The 26,850-nt window shown below is 62.9% G+C and carries 27 protein-coding genes; 8 read left to right on the top strand and 19 right to left on the bottom strand.

Going from position 1 to position 26,850, the window contains the following annotated elements; genetic code table 11:
* Window positions 1-131: 131 nt before the first annotated feature.
* The 5 genes from pedH to pedF form a co-directional block, all read right to left on the bottom strand.
* Complete coding sequence (gene pedH, locus QCL51_RS10750; RefSeq protein ID WP_103469758.1) at window positions 132-1,919, bottom strand: PQQ-dependent alcohol dehydrogenase PedH; 1,788 nt, start codon at window positions 1,917-1,919, stop codon at window positions 132-134.
* Between the two features lie 195 nt (window positions 1,920-2,114).
* A complete protein-coding gene (locus QCL51_RS10745) occupies window positions 2,115-3,038 on the bottom strand; it encodes a quinoprotein relay system zinc metallohydrolase 1 (protein ID WP_021784003.1) in 924 nt (307 codons plus the stop codon).
* A gap of 39 nt (window positions 3,039-3,077) precedes the next feature.
* The gene (locus QCL51_RS10740) at window positions 3,078-3,839 is read right to left on the bottom strand and encodes a quinoprotein dehydrogenase-associated SoxYZ-like carrier (protein WP_021784004.1); all 762 of its coding nucleotides are present in this window, start codon (window positions 3,837-3,839) and stop codon (window positions 3,078-3,080) included.
* Window positions 3,840-3,847: 8 nt separating this feature from the next.
* On the bottom strand, window positions 3,848-4,723 hold the full coding sequence (locus QCL51_RS10735; protein ID WP_021784005.1) for a transporter substrate-binding domain-containing protein: 876 nt from the start codon (window positions 4,721-4,723) through the stop codon (window positions 3,848-3,850).
* Window positions 4,724-4,728: 5 nt separating this feature from the next.
* The gene (pedF, locus tag QCL51_RS10730; protein ID WP_021784006.1) at window positions 4,729-5,190 is read right to left on the bottom strand and encodes a cytochrome c-550 PedF; all 462 of its coding nucleotides are present in this window, start codon (window positions 5,188-5,190) and stop codon (window positions 4,729-4,731) included.
* 254 nt (window positions 5,191-5,444) lie between these two features.
* Here pedF and exaA point away from each other — a divergent pair, with 254 nt between their 5' ends.
* Window positions 5,445-7,340 (top strand): quinoprotein ethanol dehydrogenase, encoded by a 1,896-nt coding sequence (exaA, locus tag QCL51_RS10725; RefSeq protein WP_031322488.1) that lies wholly within the window; start codon window positions 5,445-5,447, stop codon window positions 7,338-7,340.
* Window positions 7,341-7,406: 66 nt separating this feature from the next.
* The gene (locus QCL51_RS10720) at window positions 7,407-8,066 is read left to right on the top strand and encodes a pentapeptide repeat-containing protein (RefSeq protein WP_021784008.1); all 660 of its coding nucleotides are present in this window, start codon (window positions 7,407-7,409) and stop codon (window positions 8,064-8,066) included.
* A 295-nt stretch (window positions 8,067-8,361) separates the two neighbouring features.
* On the opposite strand, the gene QCL51_RS10715 is transcribed toward QCL51_RS10720, so the two are convergent.
* Both QCL51_RS10715 and QCL51_RS10710 read right to left on the bottom strand, forming a co-directional pair.
* A complete protein-coding gene (locus QCL51_RS10715) occupies window positions 8,362-9,000 on the bottom strand; it encodes a response regulator transcription factor (protein WP_003254098.1) in 639 nt (212 codons plus the stop codon).
* A complete protein-coding gene (locus QCL51_RS10710) occupies window positions 9,000-10,274 on the bottom strand; it encodes a HAMP domain-containing sensor histidine kinase (RefSeq protein WP_028697252.1) in 1,275 nt (424 codons plus the stop codon). The genes QCL51_RS10715 and QCL51_RS10710 overlap by 1 nt, the downstream gene beginning before the upstream one ends.
* Window positions 10,275-10,424: 150 nt before the next feature.
* Here QCL51_RS10710 and QCL51_RS10705 point away from each other — a divergent pair, with 150 nt between their 5' ends.
* The 6 genes from QCL51_RS10705 to QCL51_RS10680 all read left to right on the top strand — a co-directional run bounded on the left by QCL51_RS10705 (window position 10,425) and on the right by QCL51_RS10680 (window position 15,585).
* Window positions 10,425-11,618 (top strand): ABC transporter substrate-binding protein, encoded by a 1,194-nt coding sequence (locus tag QCL51_RS10705; protein WP_338444827.1) that lies wholly within the window; start codon window positions 10,425-10,427, stop codon window positions 11,616-11,618.
* A 30-nt stretch (window positions 11,619-11,648) separates the two neighbouring features.
* Entirely contained in the window at window positions 11,649-12,638 is a 990-nt protein-coding gene (locus QCL51_RS10700) for a YVTN family beta-propeller repeat protein (RefSeq protein ID WP_274101520.1), read from the top strand.
* Window positions 12,635-13,375, top strand: coding sequence for an ABC transporter ATP-binding protein (locus tag QCL51_RS10695; RefSeq protein WP_028697254.1), 741 nt, complete (start codon window positions 12,635-12,637; stop codon window positions 13,373-13,375). The genes QCL51_RS10700 and QCL51_RS10695 overlap by 4 nt, the downstream gene beginning before the upstream one ends.
* Window positions 13,372-14,163 (top strand): ABC transporter permease, encoded by a 792-nt coding sequence (locus QCL51_RS10690; RefSeq protein WP_010953586.1) that lies wholly within the window; start codon window positions 13,372-13,374, stop codon window positions 14,161-14,163. Before QCL51_RS10695 ends, QCL51_RS10690 begins: the two co-directional genes overlap by 4 nt.
* Before the next feature lie 153 nt (window positions 14,164-14,316).
* Entirely contained in the window at window positions 14,317-14,865 is a 549-nt protein-coding gene (locus QCL51_RS10685; RefSeq protein ID WP_028697255.1) for a PQQ-dependent catabolism-associated CXXCW motif protein, read from the top strand.
* A gap of 54 nt (window positions 14,866-14,919) precedes the next feature.
* Window positions 14,920-15,585 (top strand): response regulator transcription factor, encoded by a 666-nt coding sequence (locus QCL51_RS10680; protein ID WP_003254108.1) that lies wholly within the window; start codon window positions 14,920-14,922, stop codon window positions 15,583-15,585.
* 45 nt (window positions 15,586-15,630) lie between these two features.
* On the opposite strand, the gene QCL51_RS10675 is transcribed toward QCL51_RS10680, so the two are convergent.
* From QCL51_RS10675 to QCL51_RS10620, 12 genes are all read right to left on the bottom strand, one after another.
* Entirely contained in the window at window positions 15,631-17,529 is a 1,899-nt protein-coding gene (locus tag QCL51_RS10675; RefSeq protein WP_021784014.1) for a NahK/ErcS family hybrid sensor histidine kinase/response regulator, read from the bottom strand.
* A complete protein-coding gene (nosP, locus tag QCL51_RS10670; RefSeq protein WP_103462384.1) occupies window positions 17,498-18,661 on the bottom strand; it encodes a nitric oxide-sensing protein NosP in 1,164 nt (387 codons plus the stop codon). Before nosP ends, QCL51_RS10675 begins: the two co-directional genes overlap by 32 nt.
* Before the next feature lie 140 nt (window positions 18,662-18,801).
* The gene (locus QCL51_RS10665) at window positions 18,802-19,989 is read right to left on the bottom strand and encodes a porin (RefSeq protein WP_021784015.1); all 1,188 of its coding nucleotides are present in this window, start codon (window positions 19,987-19,989) and stop codon (window positions 18,802-18,804) included.
* A 391-nt stretch (window positions 19,990-20,380) separates the two neighbouring features.
* Window positions 20,381-20,980, bottom strand: coding sequence for a hypothetical protein (locus QCL51_RS10660; protein WP_021784016.1), 600 nt, complete (start codon window positions 20,978-20,980; stop codon window positions 20,381-20,383).
* Complete coding sequence (locus tag QCL51_RS10655; RefSeq protein WP_021784017.1) at window positions 20,980-21,678, bottom strand: hypothetical protein; 699 nt, start codon at window positions 21,676-21,678, stop codon at window positions 20,980-20,982. Before QCL51_RS10655 ends, QCL51_RS10660 begins: the two co-directional genes overlap by 1 nt.
* 94 nt (window positions 21,679-21,772) lie before the next feature.
* On the bottom strand, window positions 21,773-22,558 hold the full coding sequence (gene pstB, locus QCL51_RS10650; protein ID WP_021784018.1) for a phosphate ABC transporter ATP-binding protein PstB: 786 nt from the start codon (window positions 22,556-22,558) through the stop codon (window positions 21,773-21,775).
* A 50-nt stretch (window positions 22,559-22,608) separates the two neighbouring features.
* A complete protein-coding gene (gene pstA / locus QCL51_RS10645; RefSeq protein ID WP_064491590.1) occupies window positions 22,609-23,502 on the bottom strand; it encodes a phosphate ABC transporter permease PstA in 894 nt (297 codons plus the stop codon).
* Complete coding sequence (gene pstC / locus QCL51_RS10640; RefSeq protein ID WP_004574212.1) at window positions 23,499-24,467, bottom strand: phosphate ABC transporter permease subunit PstC; 969 nt, start codon at window positions 24,465-24,467, stop codon at window positions 23,499-23,501. Before pstC ends, pstA begins: the two co-directional genes overlap by 4 nt.
* Window positions 24,468-24,537: 70 nt before the next feature.
* On the bottom strand, window positions 24,538-25,569 hold the full coding sequence (gene pstS, locus QCL51_RS10635) for a phosphate ABC transporter substrate-binding protein PstS (RefSeq protein ID WP_003254123.1): 1,032 nt from the start codon (window positions 25,567-25,569) through the stop codon (window positions 24,538-24,540).
* A 217-nt stretch (window positions 25,570-25,786) separates the two neighbouring features.
* Window positions 25,787-26,020 carry a hypothetical protein gene (locus QCL51_RS10630; protein ID WP_021784019.1) on the bottom strand — a complete coding sequence of 78 codons (234 nt, stop codon included), beginning with the start codon at window positions 26,018-26,020 and terminating at the stop codon, window positions 25,787-25,789.
* Window positions 26,021-26,091: 71 nt separating this feature from the next.
* Window positions 26,092-26,517: an MAPEG family protein gene (locus QCL51_RS10625; RefSeq protein WP_021784020.1), complete on the bottom strand. Its 426-nt coding sequence runs from the start codon at window positions 26,515-26,517 to the stop codon at window positions 26,092-26,094.
* Window positions 26,514-26,828: a hypothetical protein gene (locus QCL51_RS10620; RefSeq protein ID WP_021784021.1), complete on the bottom strand. Its 315-nt coding sequence runs from the start codon at window positions 26,826-26,828 to the stop codon at window positions 26,514-26,516. Before QCL51_RS10620 ends, QCL51_RS10625 begins: the two co-directional genes overlap by 4 nt.
* Between the last annotated feature and the right edge of the window lie 22 nt (window positions 26,829-26,850).

Below are 26,850 nucleotides of genomic sequence, written 5' to 3'. Positions count from 1 at the left end.
GACAGGCGATGCACCGATGGTAAGAAGCCCCGCGTGCCGGGCGAATGCATCGTTGGCAGCGGGGCTCTCGTCATTTGGTAGTAGGGCCGCTTGTCACCGGATCAGCGGCGGCAAGCGGCAGTAGGCAGGCGTTAGGGCTTGGTGCTCGCTGTTTGCTGCAACTGCTTGGGCAACTTGAAGGTCCAGAGCATGCCGCCCTGGTTGAAGTCCTTGACCCGTTTGGCCACTTCGCCACCCCACAGCGGCACCGCGCCGCCCCAGCCGGAGACCACCGAAACGTACTGCTCGCCGTCCATTTCCCAGGTGATGGGCGAGCCCAGCACGCCTGACCCGGTCTGGAATTCCCAGACCTTGTCGCCGGTCTTGGCATTGAATGCCTGCAGGAAGCCCTCTGGCGTACCCGTGAACACCAGGTTGCCCTTGGTGGTCAGCACGCCGCCCCACAGCGGCGCGTAGTTCTTGTGGCGCCACACTTCCTTGCCGCTGATCGGGTCGATGGCGCGCAGCACGCCGATGTAGTCTTCGTTGAGCGGCTTGATGGTGAAGCCGGCACCGAGGAACGCCGCGCCCTTTTTGTAGGCGATGCCTTCGTTCCAGATGTCCATGCCCCACTCGTTGGACGGCACGTAGAACAGCCCTGTGTCCTTGTTGTAGGCCATCGGCATCCAGTTCTTGGCGCCGAGGAAGGCCGGGGCGACGAACACCGAGCTGCCCTTGGCCTCGCTGCCTGGTGCGCCCGGGCGGCTGGCGTCGTTGTAGATCGGCCGGCCGTCCTTGTCCAGGCCCGTGGCCCAGGTGATCTTGTCAACGAACGGGAAGCCGCGGATGAACTTGCCGTTGGTACGATCGAGCACGTAGAAGAAACCGTTGCGGTCCGCCGTGGCGGCAGCCTTGACCTCCTTGCCGCCGTCCTTGTAGTTGAACGAGATCAGCTCGTTGACGCCGTCGAAGTCCCAGCCGTCATGCGGCGTGCTCTGGAAGTGCCACTTGATGGTGCCGTCGTCCGGGTTCAGCGCCAGGCGTGAGGAAGAGTACAGGTTGTCACCGGGGCGCAGGTGCGAGTTCCACGGGGCCGGGTTGCCGGTACCGAACAGGATCAGGTTGGTTTCCGGGTCGTAGTAACCGCCCAGCCAAGGCGCAGCGCCGCCGGTCTTCCACAGGTCGCCAGGCCAGGTCTTGCCCGCCTCACCGCCGGAAATGCCGTTCTCGATCGCCTTGCCGTCCTTGTACACATAGCCCATGTGCCCTTCCACGGTGGGGCGCATCCACAGCAGCTCGCCGTTCTCCGGGTTGTACGCCTGGATCTTGCCCACCACGCCGAACTCGCCGCCGGCAACGCCTGTAATCAGCTTGCCATTGACGATCATCGGCGCGGCGCTGATGGAGTAGCCTTCTTTGTGGTCGGCGACCTTCTTGCTCCAGACCACCTTGCCGGTGTCCTTGTTCAGGGCCACCAGCTTGGCGTCCAGCGTGCCGAAGAACACCAGGTTGCCGTACAGCGCGACGCCGCGGTTGATCACGTCGCAGCAGGGGCGGATGTCATCCGGCAGACGTGCATCGTATTGCCACAGTTTCTTGCCGGTGCGGGCGTCCACGGCGAACACCCGCGAGTAGGAGCCGGTCAGGTACATCACCCCGTCCTTGATCAGCGGCTGGGCCTGTTGGCCGCGCTGCTTCTCGCCGCCAAAGGAGAACGCCCAGACCGGGCGCAGTTCCTTGACGTTATTGACATTGAGCATATCCAGCGGGCTGTAGCGCTGGCCCTGCACGCCCAGGCCATTGGTCACGATCTGCTTGGGGTTCTTCGGGTCCTGGAGGATGTCTTCATTGCTGACAGCGGCGTGAGCCGCGCCGGCAAGCAGCATGGCGCTGAGCACCAGGCTCACGGCGAACAAGGGGCGACGTGGGGATCGGGTCATGACGGCTACCTTTGGTTTTTTTGTTGTGCCCGGGAAAATTTCCCGGTGTGTCGGGAATTCTTGGTCCCGACCCGATTGCCAACAATTGCCCGCAGTGCGGAGTTTTCTAGTTCCTTGGTAGGGGCCTGAGCGATGGGTGGGTGCAGACACAGAGCGCTGTGTGGGCGGCACGGGGGCTGACAGGCACAAACAATGTCATGGCAAGCGCCGTAACTGCTGGCGCTCATACCGGGGGTACAGGTGACTGACACTGCGGATCAGCTCATAACGCGTCAGGCTGATCCCGGCAAACCGTTCAGGAATGGGGCTGCGGATCATCTCGGCCATGTCGTCACCGCGCGCCGCGCCATCACGCATCAGGCCATCGAGCCAGCCCAGGTAGTCACGCATCTGCACGAACGGCTGCGCATCACTGGCCACCGGGCCATGCCCGGGTACCAGCTGCTTCCAAGGCAGTGCCTGCAGGGTATCCAGGTCCTTGAGCCACACGTCCAGCCCTGGGCTGTTAGGCGTGGTCAGGGCGCGTTGGTAGAACACCAGGTCACCGGCGAACAGTACGCCGGTCTTTTCATCGAAAATCGCCAGGTCGGCCCCCGTGTGCCCGCCCAGCCCCAGCAACCTCAGGCGGTGCCCACCCACCTCATGCACACCCGGCTGCAACACCCGGGTCGGCAGTACCACTTCGGTACCGCGCATCCAGTCGCCAACCAGGCGATACATGTTCTCGGCCATGGCATCGCCCTGCAGGCGCAGCAGGTCGCGGGTGCCGGCCAGGGCACCGATCGGCACATCGGCAAAGGCCTGGTTGCCCAGTACATGGTCAGGATGATGATGGGTCAACAGCACTTCCACTACCGGCTTGTCGGTGAGGGTGGCAATTGCCTTGCGCAACGCCTCGCCATAGCCCTTCGACGGCCCGCTGTCGATCACCACCACACCGCTGTCGGTGACGATGAACGCGGTGTTGACCACATTGCCGCCATTGGCCTTGGCGAAATTGTCGGTGCTGCCTTCCAGCAACCAGGTGCCCTCGGCGATCTGCCGCGGTGTGAGCCGGTACGCCAGATCAGCCTGGGCTGGCAGCCCCAGGCACAGCAGCAACAGCAGGATCCAACGCATGACAGTGCCTCGGGTCAGGGGGGGAATCAGACAACGCGCTCAGGGCAGCGCCGCCTCGAACTGGTTGCCGCTGTTGTCCCGCAGCAGCAGCCGGGTTGGACCAGGGCCCTGAATGTCAAAGCCAAGGTTGGGGTTTTCGCTGACCGCCGGGTACAGCTCCAGGCTGGCTAGGCGCTGGCCATCTGCACCTTGCAACTCGGCATGGTTGAGAAAGAATTCAGGAATGCCACTGACCAGGCCGTTATCCATCGGGTGGGCCACCTGCAGGCGCAGGCGGCTGCTGTCACCACGCGGGTAGCGCCCGCCCAGCACCTCACCGAGGTGCTCCTCCCAGCCGGGCTGGGTGCGCACCACGCTGGGTGCGGTACAACCGCCGCCGGCAGCATCGATCAGGGTAGAACCGACGTGCCACAGGCCATCGCGTGTCAGTACGGCGGCGCGCAACGGTGTGGCCTGTTCGATGCGGATGCGGATCGACAACCAGGGCAACACACGCTCGCCGGGCTGAAAGTCGACGATGCGCGGCAATGGGTTCAGCTCTGCCCAGGCGATTATCCGCACCACCTCGCCTGTGAACGCCCGGGCGTCGATCTCCAGCGGCACCTGCCGTGCATCCTCGGCAAAGGGTGGCGCCAGAAGCTTCACACGGTCATCGAACACGAATGCAGCCTGGGCCAGCAACTGCTTGTGGTAGAAGTCCCACATCACGGAAGGCACCGGGTCTGTGGAGGTGCCTTGTGTCGCTGCCTGGGCGGCCCAGGGCATCCAGCAGGCCAGCAGGAAAGTTGCTCGCCAGTTCATGGCCACTCCTATTGATACATCTCCGGGACCTCGTAACGCAGGCCGTATGCGGCATACATCGCCTTGAGCCGGCCATCGCGAATCATCTCCTCCATGGCCTCCTCCACCGCGTAGGCCAGCTGCCGGTTGCTTTCATGCACGGCCATGCCGATTTCCCAAGCCTGTTTACCGAGGTTCGGGTAGGCGTTTTCTGCCAAGGCCAGTTGCGGGTCGGCGGCCTGGTGCAGCTGCCAGTCAACCTCGCCGCGCATCGCCATCACAGCGTCTACCTGGCCGGCCTGCATCGCAGCAAATGCCTGCTGCACGCTGGGGTAATGGTGGGTCCTGGCGCTAAGCATGCCGTTGAACACCGACGTCAGGTAAAACGACGGCACGCTGTCCACCTCGACCCCGACAGGATGCTGCTGGAATACCGCGACACTGGCCACCGACGGCAGGCGACGGCGATCGTAGGCCACCTGCCAACGCTCCTGCTGATAGGGGCCGAACATCACCACCTGGGCGTTTTCCAGCTCCCCCAGCTCGTTGCGCCGCTGCGCGTAGGCGCGATCGTAAGGCACCCGCATCATCAGGTCGGCCAATTGCTGATGACGCAGCGGGCTGCCACGCCAGATGTAGTCGCGCAGGTCATCGTCGAGCTTTTCTCCGGGTGGCGCCCAGATCAGTTGCAGGCGTACCCCCAAGGCCGTGGCCAGGGCCTGCGCCAGCTCCACATCGACACCACGCGGCTGGCCGTGGTCCTGAAAACTGTAGGGGGCGAAATCCTTGTACACCGCCACCTTGAGCTCGCCGGCAGCGATGATCGCGTCATAGTTGCGCACCTGCGCCTGGGCCGCCGCGCAACACAGCAGCAGGCCACTCAACAGCACCGCCCACAGACGCATGGCCGTCACTCCTCGACGTGCACGCTGTCGAGGTAGGTGCGCACCGCCCACAGGGCTTCCTGACTGAGGTAATCGGCCATCTTCGGCATGTACACGCGGCCGTCGCGAACCGCGCCGTGGCGCACCCGCTCGACGAACCATTCATCGCCAGCATCACCTGCATCGAGCATGCGCAAGTCAGGGGCGATACCACCAGACTTGGCCTCCAGGCCATGACAGGCGGCGCAGTTCTGGTTGTAGGCCGAGGCGCCGATTTCCACGGCCTTGTCGTGCTCGGGTGAGCTGCGGTACGGGTTGACCGCCGCCCAGCCGTCGTCGTCCAGGCTCACGCCAGCGTCCTTGATCGGGGTCAGGCCCTTGGTCTCCACTGCCTGGGGCACCACGTTGCCATGGGCCCAGGCTGTACCGGTCAGCACAGATGCGGCCAGCAACCCAGCAGCAAGCAACACATTGCATTTTGTTGTCATTGTTATGCCCTCACCATTGCACACAAGGCCTCAACCACAGAGGCCGTGCCGCCATCTTAGAAACACCCTGCGGGCGACCGAATGCTGCTTTGGTGGCCGGGCCGTCATCCCTTGGTAGTAGGGCTTGTGGCGAAGGGCCAATTGAGGTGCCGTGCGGGAACTTTTCCCGGCAAGGGCGGGACTTTTTCCGTATCCCGCGATAGCCGCTGCGCCCCACCCTGTGCAGGCCAAAACCTCCACTGGGAACTGCAACCATGACAATAAGATCGCTACCCGCCCTTTCCCCGCTGGCCCTGAGCGTGCGCGTCCTGCTGATGGCCGGTAGCCTGGCCCTGGGCAATGTGGCAACAGCGGCCAGCACACCCGCTGCACCTGCCGGCAAGAACGTCACCTGGGAAGACATCGCCAATGACCACCTGACCACCCGGGACGTGCTGCAGTACGGCATGGGCACCAATGCCCAGCGCTGGAGCCCGCTGGCCCAGGTCAATGACAAGAACGTGTTCAAGCTGACCCCGGCCTGGTCCTACTCCTTCGGCGACGAGAAGCAGCGCGGCCAGGAATCCCAGGCCATCGTCAGCGATGGCGTGGTCTACGTCACCGGCTCGTACTCACGGGTATTCGCCCTCGATGCCAAGACCGGCAAACGCCTGTGGACCTACAACCACCGCCTGCCCGACAACATTCGTCCCTGCTGCGACGTGGTCAACCGCGGGGCGGCGATCTACGGCGACAAGATCTACTTTGGCACCCTCGATGCGCGTGTCATCGCCCTCGACAAGCGCACCGGCAAAGTGGTGTGGAACAAGAAGTTCGGCGACCACAGCGCCGGCTACACCATGACCGGTGCGCCAGTGCTGATCAAGGACAAGACCAGCGGCAAGGTGCTGCTGATCCACGGCAGCTCCGGCGATGAATTCGGCGTGGTCGGCCAGCTGTTCGCACGCGACCCGGACACCGGCGAAGAAGTGTGGATGCGGCCCTTCGTCGAGGGCCACATGGGCCGCCTGAACGGCAAGGACAGCACCCCGACCGGTGACGTCAAGGCGCCGTCCTGGCCAGACGACCCTACCACCGAAACCGGCAAGGTCGAAGCCTGGAGCCACGGCGGCGGAGCCCCTTGGCAAAGCGCGAGCTTCGACCCCGAAACCAACACCATCATTGTCGGCGCTGGCAACCCCGGCCCTTGGAATACCTGGGCGCGCACGTCGAAAGACGGCAACCCGCATGACTTCGACAGCCTGTACACCTCCGGCCAGGTCGGCGTCGACCCGAGTACCGGCGAGGTCAAGTGGTTCTACCAGCACACCCCCAACGATGCCTGGGACTTCTCCGGCAACAACGAGCTGGTGCTGTTCGACTACAAGGACAAGAACGGCAACGTGGTCAAGGCCACCGCCCACGCCGACCGCAACGGCTTCTTCTATGTGGTCGACCGCAACAACGGCAAGCTGCAGAACGCCTTCCCCTTCGTCGACAACATCACCTGGGCCAGCCATATCGACCTGAAGACCGGCCGCCCGGTGGAAAACCCCGGCCAACGCCCGGCCAAGCCGCTGCCGGGTGAAACCAAGGGCAAGCCGGTGGAAGTCTCGCCACCGTTCCTGGGCGGCAAGAACTGGAACCCCATGGCCTACAGCCAGGACACCGGGCTGTTCTACATCCCCGGCAACCAGTGGAAAGAGGAATACTGGACCGAGGAAGTGAACTACAAGAAGGGCTCGGCTTACCTGGGCATGGGCTTCCGCATCAAGCGCATGTACGACGACCACGTCGGCACGTTGCGCGCCATGGACCCGTCCACCGGCAAACTGGTGTGGGAACACAAGGAGCACCTGCCGCTGTGGGCCGGGGTGCTGGCAACCAAGGGCAACCTGGTATTCACCGGCACGGGCGACGGCTTCTTCAAGGCCTTCGACGCCAAGACGGGCAAAGAGCTGTGGAAGTTCCAGACTGGCAGCGGCATCGTCTCGCCGCCCATCACCTGGGAGCAGGACGGCGAGCAGTACATCGGCGTGACCGTGGGCTACGGCGGTGCGGTACCGCTGTGGGGCGGCGACATGGCCGAGCTGACCAAACCGGTGGCTCAGGGTGGTTCGTTCTGGGTGTTCAAGATCCCGAGCTGGGACAACAAGACTGCACAGCGTTGACCTGCAGCGGGGAGCGGCTTGCGCCCCTCCCCGCTTCTGCCCTTCTCCTGCCCAGAGGCTTTCGCCATGAATTACCTGCCCTTTACCTTGCTGCTGGCGCTATCCCCCGCCCTGGCAGTAAACGCCGACGACGCCGGCAACGATGCCCCCTTGACCATCAACGGCTGCGTGATTGCCGAAGCCAGCCAGTGCCCGGGGGCCAACCTGCGCGGCGCCAAGCTGGCCAACCAGGACCTGCGCAAGATGAACCTGGCCGGTGCCGACCTGCGCGATGCCGACCTGCGCCATGCCCAGCTGGACCTGGCAAACCTGGAAAAAGCCCGCCTGCAAGGGGCCAACCTGACCCGCGCCAGCTTGCAACAGAGCAATCTGCGCCTGGCCGACCTGAGCAACAGCAGGCTGGTGGCCATTCAAGGCTGGGGCTTGTTCGCCCAGGGCGCACAGTTTGAAAAGGCCGACCTGCGTGCAGCCTACCTGCAGTTCGCCAGGCTGTCCGGGGCAAAGCTGCAGCGGGCCAACTTGCAGGCGGCGGACCTGGAGATGGCCTGGTTGAGCAAGGCTGACCTGCAAGAGGCCAACCTGGGCGATGCCAACCTGCAGGAGGCCAAGTTTGGCCAGAGCAACCTGGCACGCGCCGATTTGCGCGGGGCGCGGCAGCATTACGGGAATTTTCAGGAGGCCTACATGGAGGGGTGCAAGGGGTGCCCTGAAACCTGGGACGAATGAGCGAAGGGTTCGCCTTGGCAGGTTCGGCGCCTGTGAAATCGAGCGCCGCCCGCGCGGCGCATCGCGAGCTGTGCTCGCTCCTACATTTGTTTCGGGCCAGTTATTCCTGTGGGATTTGCGCGCGAGCGCCTGGGTGCATGGCTCGACATCGCGTCGGACGAACAAGGCGGTCGCGCGCGCTGGCACAGACGATAATGGCCCGAAACAAATGTAGGAGCGAGCACAGCTCGCGATGCGCCGCGCGGGCGGCGCTCGATCTCACAGGCGCCGAACCTTCAAAACCAGAACACTTACCTCACCCCGCCACCCGCACCACCCCCAGGTCAATCCCCAGATGCACCAGCTCGGCATGCGAACTGACCTGCAACTTGCTCTTGAGCAAGGTCAGGTGGTTGGACACGGTCTTGGCACTGATACACAACTGCTCGGCAATCACCCGCGCCGGGGTACCCTTGGCCAGCATCGTGAATATCTCCAGTTCGCGCTGGGTCATGCGCTGCAACCGCGGGTCACTGGTGCTTTGCTGTGACAGGCAAGCCAGCTGGGTGGCCAGGGGCTGCTCGATGTAGGCATGCCCGGCCAACACCCGCTGCACCGCCTCGATCAGCACCTCGGGCGCAGAGTTCTTGGTCAGGTAGCCCGAAGCCCCCGCATCCAGCGCCTGGCGCACCAGCGGCAGCTCGTCGTGCATGCTGAAAAACAGCACCCGCAACTGCGGCAGGCGCTGGCGCAGGCGACGGGTGGTTTCCAGGCCACTGATACCGGGCAGGCCAAAGTCCATGATCACCAGATTGGGTACCTGCTCCTGGACCCTGGCCAGCGCCTCTTCACCACTGGCAGCTTCGCGCACCTGCACCAATGGCAGCACCGCCCGCAGCAGGCTGGCGTAGCCCTGGCGGACCACGGCGTGGTCATCGACCAACACGATATTCATCACACCTCCTCGGGAATGTTAAGGGCCAGCGCCCAGCCACCGCCCGGGCGGCTGAAAATGCGTAGCTCGCCCCCAAGGCTGCGGGCGCGCTCGGCCATCGAGTGCAGGCCTACCCCTGGGCGCTGGGGCTGGTGGGCGCCGCAGCCGTTGTCGCGAATGAACAGGCGCAAGCCCTTGGTACTGCGCTGCAGGCGTACCCGCACCTGGCTGGCACCGGCATGCCGGGCGACGTTGGTCAGGGCCTCCTGCAACAAGCGGTACAAATGCGTTCTGCTCGGCCCAGTCAGCGCCGGCAAGTGCTCGCCAACCCGCAGCCGGCATTCGATACCCTGGCTGGCCTGCCACTGGCCCACCAACAGCCCGAAGGCCTCGGCCAGCGGCATGTAGTGCAGCGCCACCGGATACAAGTTGTGCACCAGCGCGCGAAAACCTTGCTGCAGGCGCTCGCAGTTGAGTTCAAGGGCCTGCGCCGTCTGCGTCACCACCTCTGGCTGTTCGGCCACCATACGCAGCAGGCATAGCTGGGCACGCATGCCTGCCAGATATTGCCCCAGATCATCGTGCAGGGTCTGCGCCAGCTGGGTACGCTCCTGCTCCTGCACTGCCAGCAGGGTCTGGGTCAGTTGGGCATTGTCGGCCTGGGCCTGCTCCAGGGTTGCGGCCATGCGGTTGAAGTGTTTCGCCAACTGGCGCGCTTCCGGCAGGCCGGCCTCGCGCAGGCGTGCCGTCAATCGCCCGCCCGAGACCTGGTGCAAGGCACCCAGCAGTTCATCCAGCAGGCGCATGGCCCGCCGCACCGCCCAGCGGATGGTCAACAGGCTCAACAACAATGCCAGGCCACAAACGCCTAGCAGTTGTTGCAGGGAGTCCCAGACTTCATCGATTTCATCCCGCGCATCCACGGCAATAAACACGCGGCGGCCATCACTCAAGTCCAGCAGCCGGCTGCTGTGGTAGCGCTCGCCGACTAACTGGCGGCCCAGCCAGGCATCCATACCGGCCTCCTGCGGCAGCCTTGGCACCTCACCCGGTGCCAGCCAATGCACCCGCACATGGCGCAGGCTCTTGGTCAGGCCGGGCTGCAGGTTTGCCGGGTCGCGTTCGGCGGTGTCGCCCAGGTACGCCACCACGGCTTCGGCTGACTGCAACTCACGCTCGACGTCGGCCACCGCCTGGTGCAACAGCACCCCGGCGCAAGCCAGCGTGACCAAGGCGAAGCATAACGTGACCCAGAGGTTGACTCGCCACAGGGCCGACAAGTTGACAAGGCGCACAAGCGGTTCTCCTCAGGCCGTTGTGGACCATCGTAAAACTGCGGCCCCCGCACTGAATTACTACCTTGGTACCGGCCGAGCGCTACTTTCTGCATATTTCCCCCTCCCGGCGGGCTTCCTATGCTGGCGCCATCTGCCGTGGAGTGTGTTATGCGCCAGCCTGCCCACCTTGCCTTGACCTGCCTGCTGGCCCTGGCCGCGACGCTGGCTACGCCCTTGGCGCCCGCCGCTCAGGGCCCGGGCGCTGCACCGCTGCACATACGCATCGGCTACCTGGGCTATCGCCCCGCCTCTGGCCCGCTGCTGTCCAATGTCATCCCCGAACCCGGCGACGCCGGGCTACAAGGCGCCGAGCTGGCCATTGTCGACAGCAACAGCACCGGGCGTTTCCTGAAGCAGCAATTTCAGCTGACCAGCGCCAACGTCGACAGCCCCGAGGCCCTGCTGCAAGCCGCCAGGGCCCAGCATGACCAAGGCCTGCGCCTGTTCGTGGTGAATGCCCCGGCCGCCAGCCTGCGCGCGCTGTCTGCCGCCCTGCCCGACAGCCTGTTGTTCAACGCCGGCAGCCCCGACGACAGTCTGCGCAGCAGCCAGTGCCTGGGCAATGTCCTGCACAGCTTGCCGAGCCGGGCCATGCTGGCCGATGCCTTGGCGCAGTTCCTGGTACTGCGCAAATGGCAACGGGCGCTGCTGGTGGTCGGCCAGACCCCGGACGACCAGGCGTACGCCGCTGCCCTACGCCGGTCGGTGAAGCGTTTTGGCGTGCAACTGGTCGCGGAAAAAACCTGGACCTTCGATAACGACCAGCGCCGCAGCGCCCAGGCCGACATGCCGTTGTTCACCCAGACTGCCGAATACGACGTGGTGCTGGTGGCCGACGAGCGCGGTGACTTCGGCGAGTACCTGCCCTACCAGACGTGGTATCCGCGCCCGGTGGCCGGTACCCAGGGCCTGACCCCCACGGGTTGGCACAAGACGGTGGAAACCTTCGGGGCGGCGCAGTTGCAAAAACGCTTCGAGGCCCAGGCCGGGCGCTGGATGAATGACCGTGACTTCGCCGCCTGGATGGCTGTACGCAGTGTCGCCAGTGCGGCCAGCAAGCTGCGCCTGGCCGAACCTCGCGCGCTGCAGCAACTGCTGCTCAGCGAGCAGTTGCCGCTGGACGGCTTCAAGGGGCGCAAGCTCAGTTACCGCCCGTGGAACGGCGAACTGCGCCAGCCGATCCCGTTGGTTCAGCCCCGCGCCCTGGTCAGCACCTCGCCGCAGGAGGGCTTTCTGCATCCCTTCAACGAAATGGACAGCCTGGGCTACGACAAGCCCGAAGTGACGTGTAGCTACCCCTGACCCGACAACCACAACAATAAGGAATTCGCCATGCGCCGCCCCCTCTTCCACCGGGCCCTGATTTACCCCAGCCTGCTGTCGGGCGCCATGGCGCTGGCCAGCAGTCACGCCATGGCTGCCACCGCCTGGGTCTCCAACGAGAAGGACAACAGCCTCAGCCTGATCGACATGCAAACGCTGGAAGTCACCGAAACCCTGCCGGTGGGCCAGCGCCCGCGTGGCTTGCTGCTGTCGCACGACAGCAAGCTGCTGTATATCTGCGCCAGCGATTCGGACCGGGTGCAGGTGATGGACGTGGCCACCCGCAAGATCATCAAGGAGCTGCCTTCCGGCAAGGACCCCGAGCAGTTCGCCCTGCACCCCAACGACCGCTGGCTGTATGTGTCCAACGAGGACGACGCGCTCGTGACCGTGATCGACACCGTCACCGACAAGGTACTCGGGCAGATCGACGTTGGCATCGAACCCGAAGGCATGGCGGTCAGCCCTGACGGCAAGTGGGCGGTCAACACCAGCGAGACCACCAACATGCTGCACTGGATCGACACCAGCACCCAGACCCTGGCCGAAAGCACGCTGGTCGACCAGCGACCGCGCTTCGTCGAGTTCAGCAAAGACGGTTCGCACCTGTGGGCCTCGGCAGAGATCGGCGGCACGGTGACCATACTCGACGTGGCCACGCGCCAGGTGCTGAAAACCCTGAACTTCCAGATCAAGGGCGTACACCCCGACAAAGTCCAGCCAGTGGGCATCAAGCTCAGCGCCGATGGCAAGTACGCCTTTGTCGCCTTGGGCCCGGCTAACCACGTGGCGGTGGTCGATGCCAAGACCTTTGACGTGCTCGACTACCTGCTGGTCGGGCGGCGGGTCTGGCAGCTGGCATTCACCCCGGACCAGCGCCAGTTGCTGGCCACCAACGGTGTCAGCGGTGACGTTTCGGTCATTGATGCAAAGAACCTCAAAGTGCTCAAGTCGGTGAAGGTCGGGCGCTACCCCTGGGGTGTGGTGGTGACACCATGAACGCCCTCGATGTCAGTGACGTGAGCTTTGCCTATGGCCAGCGCGAGGCACTCAGGCAGGTCGGTTTCAGCCTGGCACCCGGGCGCTTCGCCGCATTGCTGGGCCCCAATGGTGCCGGCAAGTCGACCTTGATCGCCCTACTCACGCGCCTGTACGACCTGCAGCATGGCGACATCCGCGTGTGCGGCTGCTCGCTACGCAACGCTGCACGCCCGGCCTTGCGCCAGCTGGGCGTGGTGTTTCAGCAAAGCACCCTGGACCTGGACCTGAGCGTTGAGCAAAACCTGCGCTATCACGCCGCCTTGCATGGCCTGTCGCGGCGCCAGAGCAACCTGCGGGTCGCAGCCGAACTGGCCCGCCAAGGCCTTGGTGAACGCCGGCGCGATCGTGTGCGTGAACTGAACATCGGCCATCGGCGGCGGGTGGAAATTGCCCGCGCACTGCTGCATGAACCGCGCCTGCTGCTGCTGGACGAAGCCAGCGTCGGCCTCGACCCGGCCAGCCGCCTGGCGCTTAACCAGCACCTGCGCCGGTTGTGCCGCGAGCAGCAGCTCAGTGTGCTGTGGGCCACTCACCTGCTGGACGAAGTGCAGCCTAGCGATGACCTGTTGATTCTGCATCAGGGGCGCCTGGTGGCCAGTGGCACCGCCGATGCACTGAGCCTTGAGCACGGCGGTGACCTCGATAACGCCTTTGCCCGCTTGACCAACGCCCCCTCAGGAGCCAACGCCCGATGAACGCTTACTGGCAATGTTTCAACGGCATCATGCTGCGCGAGTGGCTGCGCTTCGTGCTGCAGCGTACACGCCTGCTCAGCGCGCTGGTGCGCCCGTTGCTGTGGTTGCTGGTATTCGCTGCCGGGTTTCGCGCAGCGCTGGGCATTGCCATCATCGAGCCCTACGACACCTACATCCCCTACGAGGTGTACATCATCCCCGGCCTGGCCTGCATGATTCTGCTGTTCAACGGCATGCAGGGCTCACTGTCGATGGTTTACGACCGCGAGATGGGCAGCATGCGCGTGTTGCTGACCAGCCCGCTGCCACGCCCATTCCTGCTGGGCAGCAAACTGCTGGCAACTTCGTTGATTTCCCTGCTGCAAGTCTATGCCTTCCTCGCCATCGCCTGGTTATACGGGGTACAGCCACCGGCTGCGGGCTTGCTGATGGCACTGCCAGCGTTGCTGCTGGTAGCCTTCATGCTCAGCGCCCTGGGGCTATTGCTGTCGAACGCGATTCGCCAGCTGGAGAACTTTGCCGGGGTGATGAATTTCGTGATCTTCCCGCTGTTCTTCCTGTCTTCGGCGTTGTACCCGCTGTGGAAAATGCGCGAGGCCAGTCAGTGGTTGTACTGGCTGTGTGCTGTGAACCCGTTCACCCATGCCGTAGAGCTGGTGCGGTTTGCACTTTATGAGCGATTGAACCTGCTGGCGCTGGCGGTATGCCTGGGCTTGACCGCATTGTTCACCCTGCTGGCGATACTCACCTTCAACCCCCAGCACGCGGCGCTGCGCAAACCACGCTGAGCGGCCACAAGCCGAAGGTTCATGTGGAGAGGCGCGCAGCGCCCTTTGCGCCCGGCCATCTACTACTTTAGTACCGCCTTTGCTGTCTAATCGTCGCATTCACAACGCACCGTCCCTGGCATGTAATGGGCCTATAACAAGAAGGATAAAACCATGCCACGTGCCCCGCGCCCTTTGTTGGTTGCCCTTGCGCTGAGTCTGTCGCTGGGTATCGCCCACGCCGACACCACGCCGCTGTTCTCCGCCGACGGCTATCGCACCACGCACTATCGCAGCCCGACCCCGCAACAGGTCGAAGGCGGCCAGGTCATCGACACCGCCACACTGCAAGGCCTGCTGGGCCAGACGCCCAGGCCGGTGCTGATCGACGTCTATCGCCGTCAATGGCTGCAAGGTCGCTTCATAGAAGACGAACCGCACAGTAACCTCCCCGGCAGCCTGTGGCTGGCCAACACCGGCAACGGCGCACTGAGCCCGGCATGGCAGGACTACTTCGTGCGTAACCTGCAAAGAGCCACGGCCGGTCACCCGGACCAACCGCTAGTCTTTTACTGCCGCTCCGATTGCTGGTTAAGCTGGAACGCGGTAAAACGCGCGAAAGCCTTGGGCTATAACAACCTGTATTGGTACCGCGACGGCCTGGATGCCTGGCAGCAAGCCAACCTGCCATTGCAGCCGGCACAACCGGTACCGTTCCCCTGAAATGCCTGCATATGCGTGCCCCGCTCCATCCAATAAAAACAAGGTGAAAAGGCCATGTACAAAATTCTGATTGCCGACGATCACCCCCTGTTTCGCGAAGCCATCCACAACGTCATCAGCGATGGTTTCCAGGGCAGCGAGGTCATGGAGACCGCCGACCTTGAAAGCGCCCTGGCCCTGACCCAGGCGCATGACGACCTCGACCTGATCCTGCTCGACCTGAACATGCCCGGCATGCACGGCCTCAATGGCTTGATCACCTTGCGCAACGAGGCGCCGACCACGCCGGTGGTCATCGTTTCGGCCGAGCAGGAAAAGCAGATCGTGCTGCAGGCCATTACCTATGGTGCCGTGGGCTTCATCACCAAGTCGTCGCCACGCTCACAGATGATCGAAGCGATCGAGCAAATCCTCAATGGCAATGTCTACCTGCCGCCAGACATCATCCGCGCGCAGAAAAGCAGTACCAGCCGGCGCCATAACGATGCACCGAGCTTCCCGCCGGAAATGCTCCAAGCCCTGACCCGTAAGCAACTGCTGGTGCTCGAGCGCATGACCAAAGGTGAATCGAACAAGCAGATCGCCTACACGCTGGACATCGCCGAAACCACGGTCAAGGCCCATGTTTCGGCGATCTTGCGCAAACTCAATGTGCACAACCGGGTACAAGCCATTCTCAGTGCCGGCGATATCGATTTTGCTGATTATCTGCGCCGTTGATCCCTGCCCGCCGTTTCGCGGATAAACCCGCGAAGCGGCCACCCGTTATGCCACGCCACTGGCCAGCAGATGGCTCATCGCCGTCTTGAGTTTCATCGGCCTTACGGGCTTGTGCATCAGCGTGTGACCCAGCTCGCGGATCTGCTGCTTGAGATCGTTGCTGTAGTTGGCAGTGATCATCAGCGCCGGTAGCGGCTGGGCACGGCGGGCATTGATCCGCGCTACGGCGTCGACACCATTGCAGTCGTTGTCCAGGTGGTAGTCGGCAATCAACAGGTCGGCCTCGGCGTGGTAGTTGTCCACCTGGCGCGCCAGGTCTTCCTCCGACAGCGCAGTGACCACCCGACAGCCCCAGCCTTCCAGCAAGGTGCGCATGCCCGCACAAATCGCCGCATCGTTATCCAGCACCCACACCCGCGCCCCGCGCAGGCGTTCGAGCATCGGCTCGCATATCGCCTGGCTCGGCTGGGCTTTGGGGGCGGTGGCGCTCAGCGGTACCTCGACTGCGAACACTGACCCTTTGCCCAGCCATGACCGCACGCGGATCCGGTGGCCGAGGATGCCGGCGATCTTCTCCACGATCGCCAGGCCCAGGCCCAGCCCACGGTCCTGGTCCGGGCGCTGCACATCACCACGCTTGAACTCCAGGAACATGTCTTCCAGATGTTCTTCGGCAATGCCGATGCCGCTGTCCCATACTTCAATCCGCACGCCACCGCGCTGGCGCCGACACCCCAGCACCACGCGCCCACTGCGGGTGTAGCGAATGGCATTGCTGAGCAGGTTGCGCAGGATGCGCGCCAGCAGCTGAATGTCACTGCGCACCACGGCAGAACACCCCACAAAGTGCAGCGCCAGCCCTTCGCTACGCGCCACCTGGGCGTATTCGGCGGCCAGGTTGTCCATCAGCTCGCTGAGGGCGAACGGGGCGACATCGGCCTTGATCACGCCAGCATCGAGCTTGGAAATATCTACCAGCGTGCCCAACAGGTTTTCCACATCCTCCAGCGAATTGCTGACATTACGCACCAGGTGGGCAGCGTTTTGCGGCTCGTCGCGTTCGAGCAACGCGCTGGTGAACAACCGCGCCGCGTTCAGCGGTTGCAACAGGTCATGGCTGACCGCAGCAAGGAACTTGGTTTTCGACAGGTTGGCCTGCTCGGCCTCGCGCTTGGCCTCGCGCAGACGCGACTCGGCCTGGCTGCGCTCTTCAATTTCACGCAGTAACTGGTCGTTGAGGCTGGTCAGTTCGGCAGTGCGTTCGCGCACCCGTTGCTCCAGGTGCTGATAGGCCTGGTGTAAGGCCTGTGCGGTGTTGCGGCGCTCGGTGATGTCGCGAATCAACACGAAGATACCCACCACTTCGCCACTGGCCAGGCGGTTCGGTACGTAGGAGCGCAGCATATAGCGTTCCTGACCGTTGATATTGGTTTCGGCAAATTCAAACGTCACGCTCTCCCCCGCCAGCGCCCGTACCACGTAGCCTTCCAGGCGCTGGTAGTGCTGCTCGCTGTGGGCCGCGCGCAGGCTCTGGCCCAGCATCACGCCATGCGGCCAGCAATACCACTCTTCGTAAACCTTGTTGGTGAATTCGTAGACCAGATCGGCGTTCAGGTAGGCGATCAGCGCCGGGACGTTGTCGGTAATCAGGCGAATCTGGTGCTGGTGGGCCGTCTCGGCCCGTTGCCTGGCCTCGCTGAGCAGGCGGTTGACGGCCTTGAGCTCGGCCATGGCCTGGTTCAGCGCATCAGTGCGTTCGCGCACCTGCTCGGCCAGCACCACCGAATGCTGGAACGCGGCGTATGGGTCATTGCCCCGGGTCACACCCGACTCGATGCGCTCGATCAATGCGTCATTGATGCGCTGCAGCTTGTGGTTCTGGTGCTGCAGCCGAGTCAGCTCGGCCTGCAGTTCAGCGACCGACAGGAGGCCGGTTGCGGGCAATGGCGACCCCGGTGAAGGTCTGGTTGATGTGCATGCCATTGAACTGTTCTCCGTAGGTGTTGAAACCGATCACCCGTTGCTCGCGCAGGAACGCGCCGACCGGCTCCAGGCCGTGATGGGCCTCCAGTTCCAGCCGCCGCAGGAAACAATCACAACCGATAGTCAGCAACAACGGGCCGAGGCGCTGGTGCAGGCCATCGAACAGCTGGTGCAGGTTCGGCAACAGCGGGCCCGGAGTCATGGCCGTGAGCACGATGCCGTTCTCCACCGCGCAGTAGAAGCTCAGGCTGAGGTCAGGATGCATTTGCTGGATCGCCCGCACGTAGTACTGATCATGAATGCGCACGGCTAGCGGGTGGGCGGCGAACACCCGGTGATCGAGCGCATCCACGGGCACACCGATGTGGCGGGCATACTCCTCCGCCGCCGGCTCGGCATTCAGTTCGAAAACCCGGCGCTGGGCGCTGTCGGCACCGGTTACCACCAGCTTTTCCTGGCGCGGCAGGATGTGATGCGTGGTGAACACTTCGAAGTCGAGCCAGGTGTTGACCAGCACCACCACGGCTGCGCCGTTGTGGAATGTACCGCCGTAATACACATGGGTGCGGTTCAGGTAGTTGTCGTCACCGGCCGAGCCGCCGAAGTGCGGGATATCCCCCAGTGCTGCGCTGAGTGCGGCAAGCACCATTTCCTCGCGGCTGGACAAGCCATCGAGCAGTGTGAGTGCAAAACTGTGGCCCTTGATTGGCGCCAGGGTATTGCTGCGGCAGGTGCCGACCAAGCGCTCGACCATCTGCTGCGCGTCGATCAGGCTGAAGCGCTCCATCTCATCGATCAACGCAGTGGCGATCGAAAAGTGTCGGTGATCAAAGCCCACCGCCGTCACGCAATTACGGCCGTAGCCCAGCGGGGTGATTTCACCGGCGCTGGTGCAGCCGACCAGGCGTATGCCGCCAAAATCCTGCTCCAACGCTTCGCCCAAAGCCTGCAAGTCGTATTCGGCGGAACAGAAGAACAGCACGAAACCCAAATGCGGGTGCAGCAACTGCCGCGCCAGGTCCTGGGCGGCCAGCCGTGCGTCGGTAGCCTGAGACATGGCACTGACCACACCGTCGTTATGAGCCTGTTGCATCGTGGTCTCCGGCACGGGGTGGCTGAGCGATCAGTTTAAGGAGGTGGTAGCGGGTGACGAATGCTACTTGGGTAGCGGGTGGGCGGTTCCATGGGCGTAAAAGGCCGCGTCAATCGGGGCCGCCTTGCGGCCCCGGGCGCTTACCAGGTCAATACCGCGCCCACGGCAAAGGTATCGGTGTCTTCGTTCTGCGCACTGGTGTCATGCCCGTCGATGGAAAACTGGTTGTACTCGGCCACCAGTTTCAGGTTGTCGTTGATGTCATGGAACAGCGCCACACCCCGGGTCTCGTAGTCCGCACCGCTGTCAACCGCACCATTGCCATCGTCCTTGGTCTTGCCATAGGACAGCGCCACGCGGTTCTTGCCGAACTTGTACGAGCCCTGCAGCAGGTAGCCGTCACTGTCGACATTGCGCAAAACCGGTTCGCCGGCATTGTTGGTGAAGAACGGGTTGATGCCCTTGGCCTGGAACCCCGAGCCGGTCAGCGACCAGCCGCCCATCTTTGCCTGCACCCCGTAACCCACCCCCTTGGAAGTGACCGTCTCTACCGTGGAGTCAGTATTGTCCGAGGTCTGGTAACTGCCGTTTATCCAGCTGTAGATCTGCGCCCCACCCAGGTCGAACTGGTAGGTGATCTCGCTCTCGGTGCGTGGGTTTTCCTGGTAGGCCTTTCCGGTCGGGCTGCTGTCGTTGGTGTCCACCGGGTCCATGATGCCCACCGCCACCCGCAGGCCGTCCATCACTGGCGTGCGGTAGGTGATCTGCGAGGTTGGGAACGGGTACGGGTAACCGCTGCCAATGTTGCCGAATGACACCCCGCCGCCGTCCACCAGCCCCAGGGTGTCGCTGACCTGGCCATAGCCGGCCAGCAGTTCGTCGAGCAGGATGTTGGAACGGGCGAACAGCCCGAAGTCCTTGCCGATCAGCACCTCGCCCCACTCGGGGTTGGCCACCGTGCCGTAAAACTGGCGTACGTCGATGGCGGTGTCGGTGCCGTTGGTTTCACTGTCGTTGATGGTTACCCAGAACGAGGCACGCGCGCCGAGCTTCAGGTCATCCACCTGCTTGCCCATGTTGAAGCCCAGGTAGTTGGGCAAGAAGCCCATCTTCACCCGCGACTGGCGGCGGTCAAACTGCTCGCCCTCGCGGTCGACCTTGCTGTTGACGTAGAAGGCGTTGATATAGCCATCGGTGGAAAACGTCGTCTGGTCCTTGTCGTACAGCATGATCTCGGCTTCGGCGACGCTGCTCAGGCCAAGCGCAGAAAAGCTGGCGATGGCGGCTGCGAGAAAACGAGGCGGCAGGTGCTTATTGTTGTTGTGCATGGCGCGCTCCAAACGGGGACGGGATGTCGGAGGCGATTATCAGAAGTGGGCAAATTGCCAGGAACGCTGCTTTGGCGTGGGGTGGCGAGTGCTTTGGGGCGGGAGGGTGTGGCCCGGTGATTTGGTCCCGGTACCTGCTTGGGTCTGGGTTCGAGACTTAGGACTTAGACATGAGTGGTAGGCAGGTATCAGTACCGCTGCATGAGCGGGTTAGTACGGTCAATTGCAGGCGTGGCTGTGTTGAAGATGCGCGGGGGATGGCACCGGCATTGCCGGTGTTCGCGGCTAAAGCCGCTCCTACAGGTGCCGTGCAAGACCCGAAGGTTGCGAGCGTCTGTGGGAGCGGGTTTACCCGCGAAGGATGCTACGCGGTCGCTGGCATTGCGTCCGTTCAGGAAGCCAGTGCCTGCGAACGCTGGCAAGCGGGCATTTCATAACGGTGCGGTTGCTGCCAGGCCAGCCGTGCCTGCACATCCACCACCGCATCCTTCACCTTCTGCGCCCAGTGCTCATCCTTCGGGCACACCACCACCACGCGGAAACCGTGGTCGACACCTTCCAGGCGCACACCTTCGGAATCATCTACGTGCAGATCAATATCAAAAGCCGAAGGCAGCTTGGAGGGAGAGTTTTCCAGCCCACGTTGGGCCAGGATATGCTGGTGCCGATCACTGTTGACCACGCCATCGACATGAATGCCGTAAAGCATCAGCCACCGGCGGATGTAAGCCGGGGTGCGCCCCGACGAGGTGTAGATCCAGATGCTGCAGCCCTGGCGGCGCAGGTCGCGGATCAGTTCACGGGTGCCGCTGCGCAGGGGCTCACCCAGCCAGCGATGGACGAAACCCGGCAGCTTGCTGTCTTCGGCAGCAGCGTGCTCGGGCAGGCAGGCCAGCGTGTCGTCGATATCGAACGAAATGCGTACCTGGCCACGCTTGAGCTTGCGCTCGATGGCTTGCCGCCCTCGGGCGAACAGTGATGAATGTTGCATCAGCGGCTCCCCTCACAGGCAGGCTCGGGCGTGCCGCTCAGGAAGAACTTGCCGGGCTCAGGCGCCTTCGCTTCCAGGAAAGCGGCGTACTTTTTCTTGATCTTGGGGAGTTCGTACAAAGCCTTGACACCGTGTTTGGCGGAGTTGCGTATGACCGAGGACGGGTTGAAGTAACCCTCGGCGTTATCCAGCGACAGCACGAATGGCGGCAGCCCGGCACGCATCAGCAAATAGCTGACAATAAGCGAACCCGTGCGGTTGTTGCCTTCGATGAACAGCTGCGGCTTGCTGAGGATCCGTACATACACACCCGCGGCCCGCTTCCAGATCGAATCGCTGCGGTACGAGCAGTACCAGTTGTACAAATCCTTGATGCCACCTTCCACGTTGTTGAAAAAATGTGCCTCGGTCGCTGCAAGGTGCGGGGCGAACTCCAGGCGACGGGCCGGATCGCTGCCGCATAGCACGGTGGCATTGATTTCCAGCATCAGGTTCAGCTGTTGCAGGTCGAACAGGTCGATACCGCGGGCGACATAGTCGTCAATCAGCGCATAGCCTTCAACCACATTCAGCAGCACCTCGTCGGTAAACGGGTCCCGCGGTTCGGTGAAATGCTGGCTGAGTTCGGTAAAACGGCCCTGCACCTCGCGCAGTGCGCGCTCTACCGCTGACAGATCAAGACGACGTGTCGCTCGCATTGGTAATCCTGGGTAACACTTTAACGGAAGGTAACGCGGCCAGGCGTCGCAACCATCCTGGCTGCAACACCTGGCCACCTTGGGCTTGCATGACTCAGCTGAACTTGCCGCTGATGTAATCGCTGGTCAGCTGCTCGCGCGGGTTCTGGAAAATCTGCGCGGTTGCGCCCATCTCGACCAGATAGCCGGTGCGGGTGCCCTGGGAAATGTCGACCGAGAAGAACGCGGTGGTGTCGGCCACACGAATCGCCTGCTGCATGTTATGGGTCACCAGCGCGATGGTGTAGTCCTTCTTCAGCTCGACCATCAGTTCTTCCACGCGGCGGGTGGCGATCGGGTCGAGTGCCGAGCAGGGCTCGTCCAGCAACAGCACTTCCGGCTCGGTGGCGATGGCACGGGCGATGCACAGGCGCTGCTGCTGGCCACCAGACAGTGACAGCCCGCTGACCTTGAGCTTGTCCTTCACTTCGTCCCACAGCGCGGCGCCTTGCAAGGCGTGCTTCACGCGATCGCCCAGGTCGCCTTTATAGCGGTTCAGGCGCAGGCCGAAGGCCACATTGTCGAAGATGCTCATCGAGAACGGGTTGGGCTGCTGGAACACCATGCCGATATAGCGGCGCACCACAACAGGGTCGACGCCCTTGCCGTAGACATCCTGCCCAAGAAAGTGCACATGGCCTTCGAAGCGGAAGCCCTTCACCAGGTCATTCATACGGTTCAAGCTACGCAGCACGGTACTTTTGCCACAGCCCGAAGGGCCGATAAAACCGGTGATCTCGTTTTTCCTGATCGGCACATGGCTGTCACGCACGGCCATGAAGTTACCGTAGAAAATCTTGTCGAGCTTGCAGTCCATGACAATGGGGGCTTCGCTGACCATGGGAGCGGCTCTTTGCGCAGTGGATACGTTCAAGTTGGATGCTCCCTTTCTCAATACTTGGGCTTGCCGAAGACTCGGCTCAAAATGTTGATGACCAGCACGATCATGACCAGCACCAGCGAGGCCGCCCAGGCGAGCTCGAGCTGGTTGTCGAACGGCATGCCGGAGAAGTTGTAGATCAGTACCGCAAGCGAGGCTGTGGGGTTCATCACCGCCAGGTCGCCGTCGTGGTAGATCCAGTAGTTGCTGAACAACGCGGTGAACAGCAGTGGCGCGGTTTCGCCAGCGGCGCGGGCCACGGCCAGCATCACCCCGGTAAGGATGGCCGGCAGGCCGGTAGGCAGCACGATTTTCCAGATGACCTGGGCGCGGGTGCAGCCCATGCCGTAGGCGGCGTCCTTCATGATCTTGGGCACCATCTTCATCGACTCTTCGGCAGTCAGCACCACGATCGGCAGCATCAGCACCGCCAGCGCCACGCCGCCTGCCGGTGCCGAGTAGGTACCGGTGGTCATCACCACCAGGGCGTAGGCAAACACACCGGCCAGGATCGATGGCAGGCCAGTGAGCATCTTGGCGGCAAAGCGCGCAGCATTGGCCAGCTTGCTGTCGGGGCCGAGCTCGGCCAGGAACACCGCTGCCAGGATACCGACCGGCACAGCGATGGCGGCGGCAATGCCGACCATGACGAAGGTACCGGCCATGGCGTTACCGAAGCCGCCGCCCATTTCGAAACCGGTAGGTGGCAGTTCGGTGAACACTTCCAGGTTGAGCCGTGCGCCACCGCGGGTGATCAGCATGTACAGCACGGAAATCAGCGGCACGCTGGCCACCAGTGCCGCGAACCAGGCCAGCGTGGTCAGGATCAGGCTGCGCAGGGCACGGCCTTCCAGCTTGCGCTGCAGGCTGGGCAACGCGGCTACAGGGGTCGTCAGGTCAGTCATTGTTTGTTACCACGCTGGGCGTAGAGCATGATCATCGAGCCGAGGACGTTCACCAGCAGGGTGATGAACATCAGTACCAGTGCCGCGTACATCAGCACTTCGACCTCGTTCGGGCCGGCTTCCGGGAAGTTCAGCGCCAGCAGCGCCGCCAGGGTGTTAGCCGGTGCGAACAAGGACAGGGAAATGGTGTTGGCGTTGCCGACCAGCATGGCCAGCGCCATGGTTTCACCGAGTGCACGGCCAAGGCCCAGCACCAGCGAACCGAAGATGCCGGTAGCCGCCGAGGGCACCATCACCTTGAGGATGGCTTCCCAGTGGGTGGTACCCATACCGTAGGCAGCCTGCTTGGTTTTCATCGGTACGCTGGTCAGCGCATCCTGGGAAACCGCAGCGATGGTCGGCAGGATCATGATCGCCAGTACCAGCGCCGCAGGCAGCAGGCCTGGGCCACTGAGGGAGGTGCCGAAAAACGGGATCCAGCCCAGCTCGCTGTTCAGCCAGGCGGTCAGCGGGCGAATCGCCGGGATGACCACATAGATGCCCCACAGGCCGTACACCACGCTGGGGATGGCGGCGAGCAGCTCGACGATGGTGCGAAACACCGCGGCAAGCTTGGCCGGAAGGAAATCCTGGGTCAGGAAAATGGCCATGCTGACGCCGAAGAAACCGGCGATCAACAGGGCGATCAAGGCGCTGTACAGCGTGCCCCAGATCGCTGGCAGAATACCGTACTTGCCTTGGTTAACGTCCCAGACACTACCGAACAACACGTCAAAACCGTGCTTTTCAATGCCGGGCAGTGCCTTGCGGCCCACTTCGTAGACCAGCGCGAAGACCAGCGCCAGCACCAGCACCACGCCAATGCGCGCAAGCGCACGGAAGGTGCGATCGACCAGAAAGTCTTTCGCAGACGGTGGCTGGCACGCGGAGTCGGGGTTATCCGGTATGGCAAAAGGTGTGTTCATTGGCGAGTTCCGGGACAAGAGACAAACACCCCCGGCACGGCTTCATGCCAATACCGGGAGCGCCTGGGTATTACTGGATGTTGGCGGACGCTTTACGCACCTGGTCGACTACCGACGGCGGCAGCGGGATGTAACCCATCGAGTCGGCGATGGTCTGGCCTTTGGTCAGGCTGTACTCGACCATTTCACGCATGGCCTTGGCCTTTTCCGGGTTGCCGTTGTCCTTGCGGAAAATCATCCAGGTATAGGAAGTGATCGGGTAGGACTTGGCACCGTCCGGGTCAGGCAGCCAGGCCACCAGGTTTTCCGGCATGTTCACCGCAGCCAGTGCTTCGGCACCGCTCTCGGCATTCGGCACGACGTATTGGCCAGCCTTGTTCTGCAACATGGCGAAGTCGACCTTGGCCAGCTTGGCGAAGCCGTACTCGATGTAGCCGATAGCGCCCGGGGTCTGGCGGACGGTGGCGGTTACGCCGTCGTTCTTCGGCGACTTGATGAACTTGTCGGTGGCCGGCCAGTTGACGGTGTTGCCTTCGCCCAGCCCTTGCTTGAAGTCAGCGTTGATGGCCGACAGGTGCTTGGTGAAGACGGCAGTGGTGCCGCTGGAGTCGGCACGCACGACCACGGTGATCGGGGTGGCAGGCAGCTTCAGGTCAGGGTTGGCCGCAGCGATTTGCGGGTCGTTCCACTGGGTGATCTTGCCGAGGAAGATATTGGAGTAGACGTCGCGCGGCAGCTTCAGCCCTTTAGGGTTACCCGGCAGGTTGTAAGCCAGGACGATTTCACCGGCGGTCATTGGCAGCAACTGCACGCCTTCGCCAACCTTGGCAATGTCTGCTTCGCTCATGGCCGAGTCGCTGGCGGCGAAGTCGACGGTCTTGTTCAGGAAGTCCTGAACGCCCGCGCCGCTGCCCTTGGACTGGTAATCGACGGTGACGCCAGCCGTGTTCTTGCTGAAGTCCTTGAACCAGGTCAGGTAGATCGGTGCAGGGAAGCTGGCGCCCGAACCGGTCAAGCGGACGTTTTCTGCAGCAAAGGCTGCCGAGGTGGCGCAAAGGGAAACCGCAACGGCGAGTGCAGCAGACTTCATCAGGCGTTTCATCAAAAAAGTGCTCCGTGTGATGGCCAGCACACTTTGCATCAGCTGTGTTACAACTTTGTGACTGTTGAATGGCAAGCCGCGCGGTAGAGCTTTTTGCCTGTGCCATCAGCCGCTGAGCCGGGACCCTGAAACGGTTCCAGCCTCATCGCAAACGCTTGAATGTGGCGATAGACCCTGCAAAGCAGCACCAGAAACAAGAACGGGCCACAGCAGGCGATCAACCAATACTGGCGAGATCTGCATCACCGGCATCCCCACAGCGGTTGCGGCATGCACATTCGAACTCGGCTTGGGCACGGGTGGAAAAGTTCAGGCTCAGACGCATCTTGTCTTGCGTGTCATAGAGGTCGTACCCCTCCGCCAGTGCGGCAGGAAAGCCAAGCCGTCGAGGATAAGCCTCTTTCTTGGGTGGCACTGCGGGAACCACAACGAAGCGTGTCTGCATGATCATCCCCTTCGGCAGTGCTTAAGTATTAGTACTGCTATGTGAAAGCATCAAGATGACTCATGCAATATTTTGGGTCAGCCGACTATTTTCGCTGCGATGAGTGAGCAGAAGCCCAGCAGGCAAATGACCCCGATGCCATAGAACAACGTTCTCCATGGCTGCAGGCCCCGCAGATAGGCCAGCGTATGCAGGACCCTGGCAACCGTGAACACCGTACTCAGCCACAGCACCGGTTGCGTGGCTGCTTCCAACGCGACAGCCAGCCCGCCGAGGGCAAAGAATATGGGAATGTTCTCCAGATCATTGGCCCATACCTTGGCAGCACGTGTCACCTGCGGGCGTTCAACGGCCTGGGCGACGCGCCTGAACACGGCAGCGTCCTCCGGGTTGGTGAACGCGACGAAGCGCAAGCGGTGATAGCCCTGATAGCAGGAAACCAGGAACATCTTGAGGAACAGCACCACCACGCACAGCGCATAGACCTGCAGAGCACCGCTCATGGCTGGCGCCCCTCGGCAACGCCTCTGGTTACCAGGTACAGCAACGGCCCCAGCGAAACGAACATGACGGTCAGCATCAGGTAAGGCAGCACCGCGATCCCGGCTCTGCCGCGCACGCGGTTGTCTCTCATCATCCAGCAACCGGCCAGCCCGGCCATCAGGTACAGGTCGATGACCACCTGGGCGGTGTCCGGCCGCGCCAGCAGTGCCAACCCGAATGCCAGCAGCGATTGCTCGGCAATCAGCAGCGTCCAGCCGGTGTACAGCGAAAACAGCACCAGTACCGCCAGCGCGCAGATACGCAAGCCCATATGGCTCTCCTTGATAGGGTTT

The organism is Pseudomonas sp. LTR0 (assembly GCF_036630035.1).
Lineage (GTDB): Bacteria > Pseudomonadota > Gammaproteobacteria > Pseudomonadales > Pseudomonadaceae > Aquipseudomonas > Aquipseudomonas putida_Y.
The sequence above is the reverse complement of the archived record's forward strand: the minus strand, read 5'-3'. Positions and strand labels throughout refer to the sequence as shown.

Coding starts and splice junctions, on each gene's coding strand:
- pedH (WP_103469758.1), bottom strand. CDS start 1,919: ATGACCCGATCCCCACGTCGCCCCTTGTTCGCCGTGAGCCTGGTGCTC.
- QCL51_RS10745 (WP_021784003.1), bottom strand. CDS start 3,038: ATGCGTTGGATCCTGCTGTTGCTGCTGTGCCTGGGGCTGCCAGCCCAG.
- QCL51_RS10740 (WP_021784004.1), bottom strand. CDS start 3,839: ATGAACTGGCGAGCAACTTTCCTGCTGGCCTGCTGGATGCCCTGGGCC.
- QCL51_RS10735 (WP_021784005.1), bottom strand. CDS start 4,723: ATGCGTCTGTGGGCGGTGCTGTTGAGTGGCCTGCTGCTGTGTTGCGCG.
- pedF (WP_021784006.1), bottom strand. CDS start 5,190: ATGACAACAAAATGCAATGTGTTGCTTGCTGCTGGGTTGCTGGCCGCA.
- exaA (WP_031322488.1), top strand. CDS start 5,445: ATGACAATAAGATCGCTACCCGCCCTTTCCCCGCTGGCCCTGAGCGTG.
- QCL51_RS10720 (WP_021784008.1), top strand. CDS start 7,407: ATGAATTACCTGCCCTTTACCTTGCTGCTGGCGCTATCCCCCGCCCTG.
- QCL51_RS10715 (WP_003254098.1), bottom strand. CDS start 9,000: ATGAATATCGTGTTGGTCGATGACCACGCCGTGGTCCGCCAGGGCTAC.
- QCL51_RS10705 (WP_338444827.1), top strand. CDS start 10,425: ATGCGCCAGCCTGCCCACCTTGCCTTGACCTGCCTGCTGGCCCTGGCC.
- QCL51_RS10700 (WP_274101520.1), top strand. CDS start 11,649: ATGCGCCGCCCCCTCTTCCACCGGGCCCTGATTTACCCCAGCCTGCTG.
- QCL51_RS10695 (WP_028697254.1), top strand. CDS start 12,635: ATGAACGCCCTCGATGTCAGTGACGTGAGCTTTGCCTATGGCCAGCGC.
- QCL51_RS10690 (WP_010953586.1), top strand. CDS start 13,372: ATGAACGCTTACTGGCAATGTTTCAACGGCATCATGCTGCGCGAGTGG.
- QCL51_RS10685 (WP_028697255.1), top strand. CDS start 14,317: ATGCCACGTGCCCCGCGCCCTTTGTTGGTTGCCCTTGCGCTGAGTCTG.
- QCL51_RS10680 (WP_003254108.1), top strand. CDS start 14,920: ATGTACAAAATTCTGATTGCCGACGATCACCCCCTGTTTCGCGAAGCC.
- nosP (WP_103462384.1), bottom strand. CDS start 18,661: ATGCAACAGGCTCATAACGACGGTGTGGTCAGTGCCATGTCTCAGGCT.
- QCL51_RS10665 (WP_021784015.1), bottom strand. CDS start 19,989: ATGCACAACAACAATAAGCACCTGCCGCCTCGTTTTCTCGCAGCCGCC.
- QCL51_RS10660 (WP_021784016.1), bottom strand. CDS start 20,980: ATGCAACATTCATCACTGTTCGCCCGAGGGCGGCAAGCCATCGAGCGC.
- QCL51_RS10655 (WP_021784017.1), bottom strand. CDS start 21,678: ATGCGAGCGACACGTCGTCTTGATCTGTCAGCGGTAGAGCGCGCACTG.
- pstB (WP_021784018.1), bottom strand. CDS start 22,558: ATGGTCAGCGAAGCCCCCATTGTCATGGACTGCAAGCTCGACAAGATT.
- pstA (WP_064491590.1), bottom strand. CDS start 23,502: ATGACTGACCTGACGACCCCTGTAGCCGCGTTGCCCAGCCTGCAGCGC.
- pstC (WP_004574212.1), bottom strand. CDS start 24,467: ATGAACACACCTTTTGCCATACCGGATAACCCCGACTCCGCGTGCCAG.
- pstS (WP_003254123.1), bottom strand. CDS start 25,569: ATGAAACGCCTGATGAAGTCTGCTGCACTCGCCGTTGCGGTTTCCCTT.
- QCL51_RS10630 (WP_021784019.1), bottom strand. CDS start 26,020: ATGATCATGCAGACACGCTTCGTTGTGGTTCCCGCAGTGCCACCCAAG.
- QCL51_RS10625 (WP_021784020.1), bottom strand. CDS start 26,517: ATGAGCGGTGCTCTGCAGGTCTATGCGCTGTGCGTGGTGGTGCTGTTC.
- QCL51_RS10620 (WP_021784021.1), bottom strand. CDS start 26,828: ATGGGCTTGCGTATCTGCGCGCTGGCGGTACTGGTGCTGTTTTCGCTG.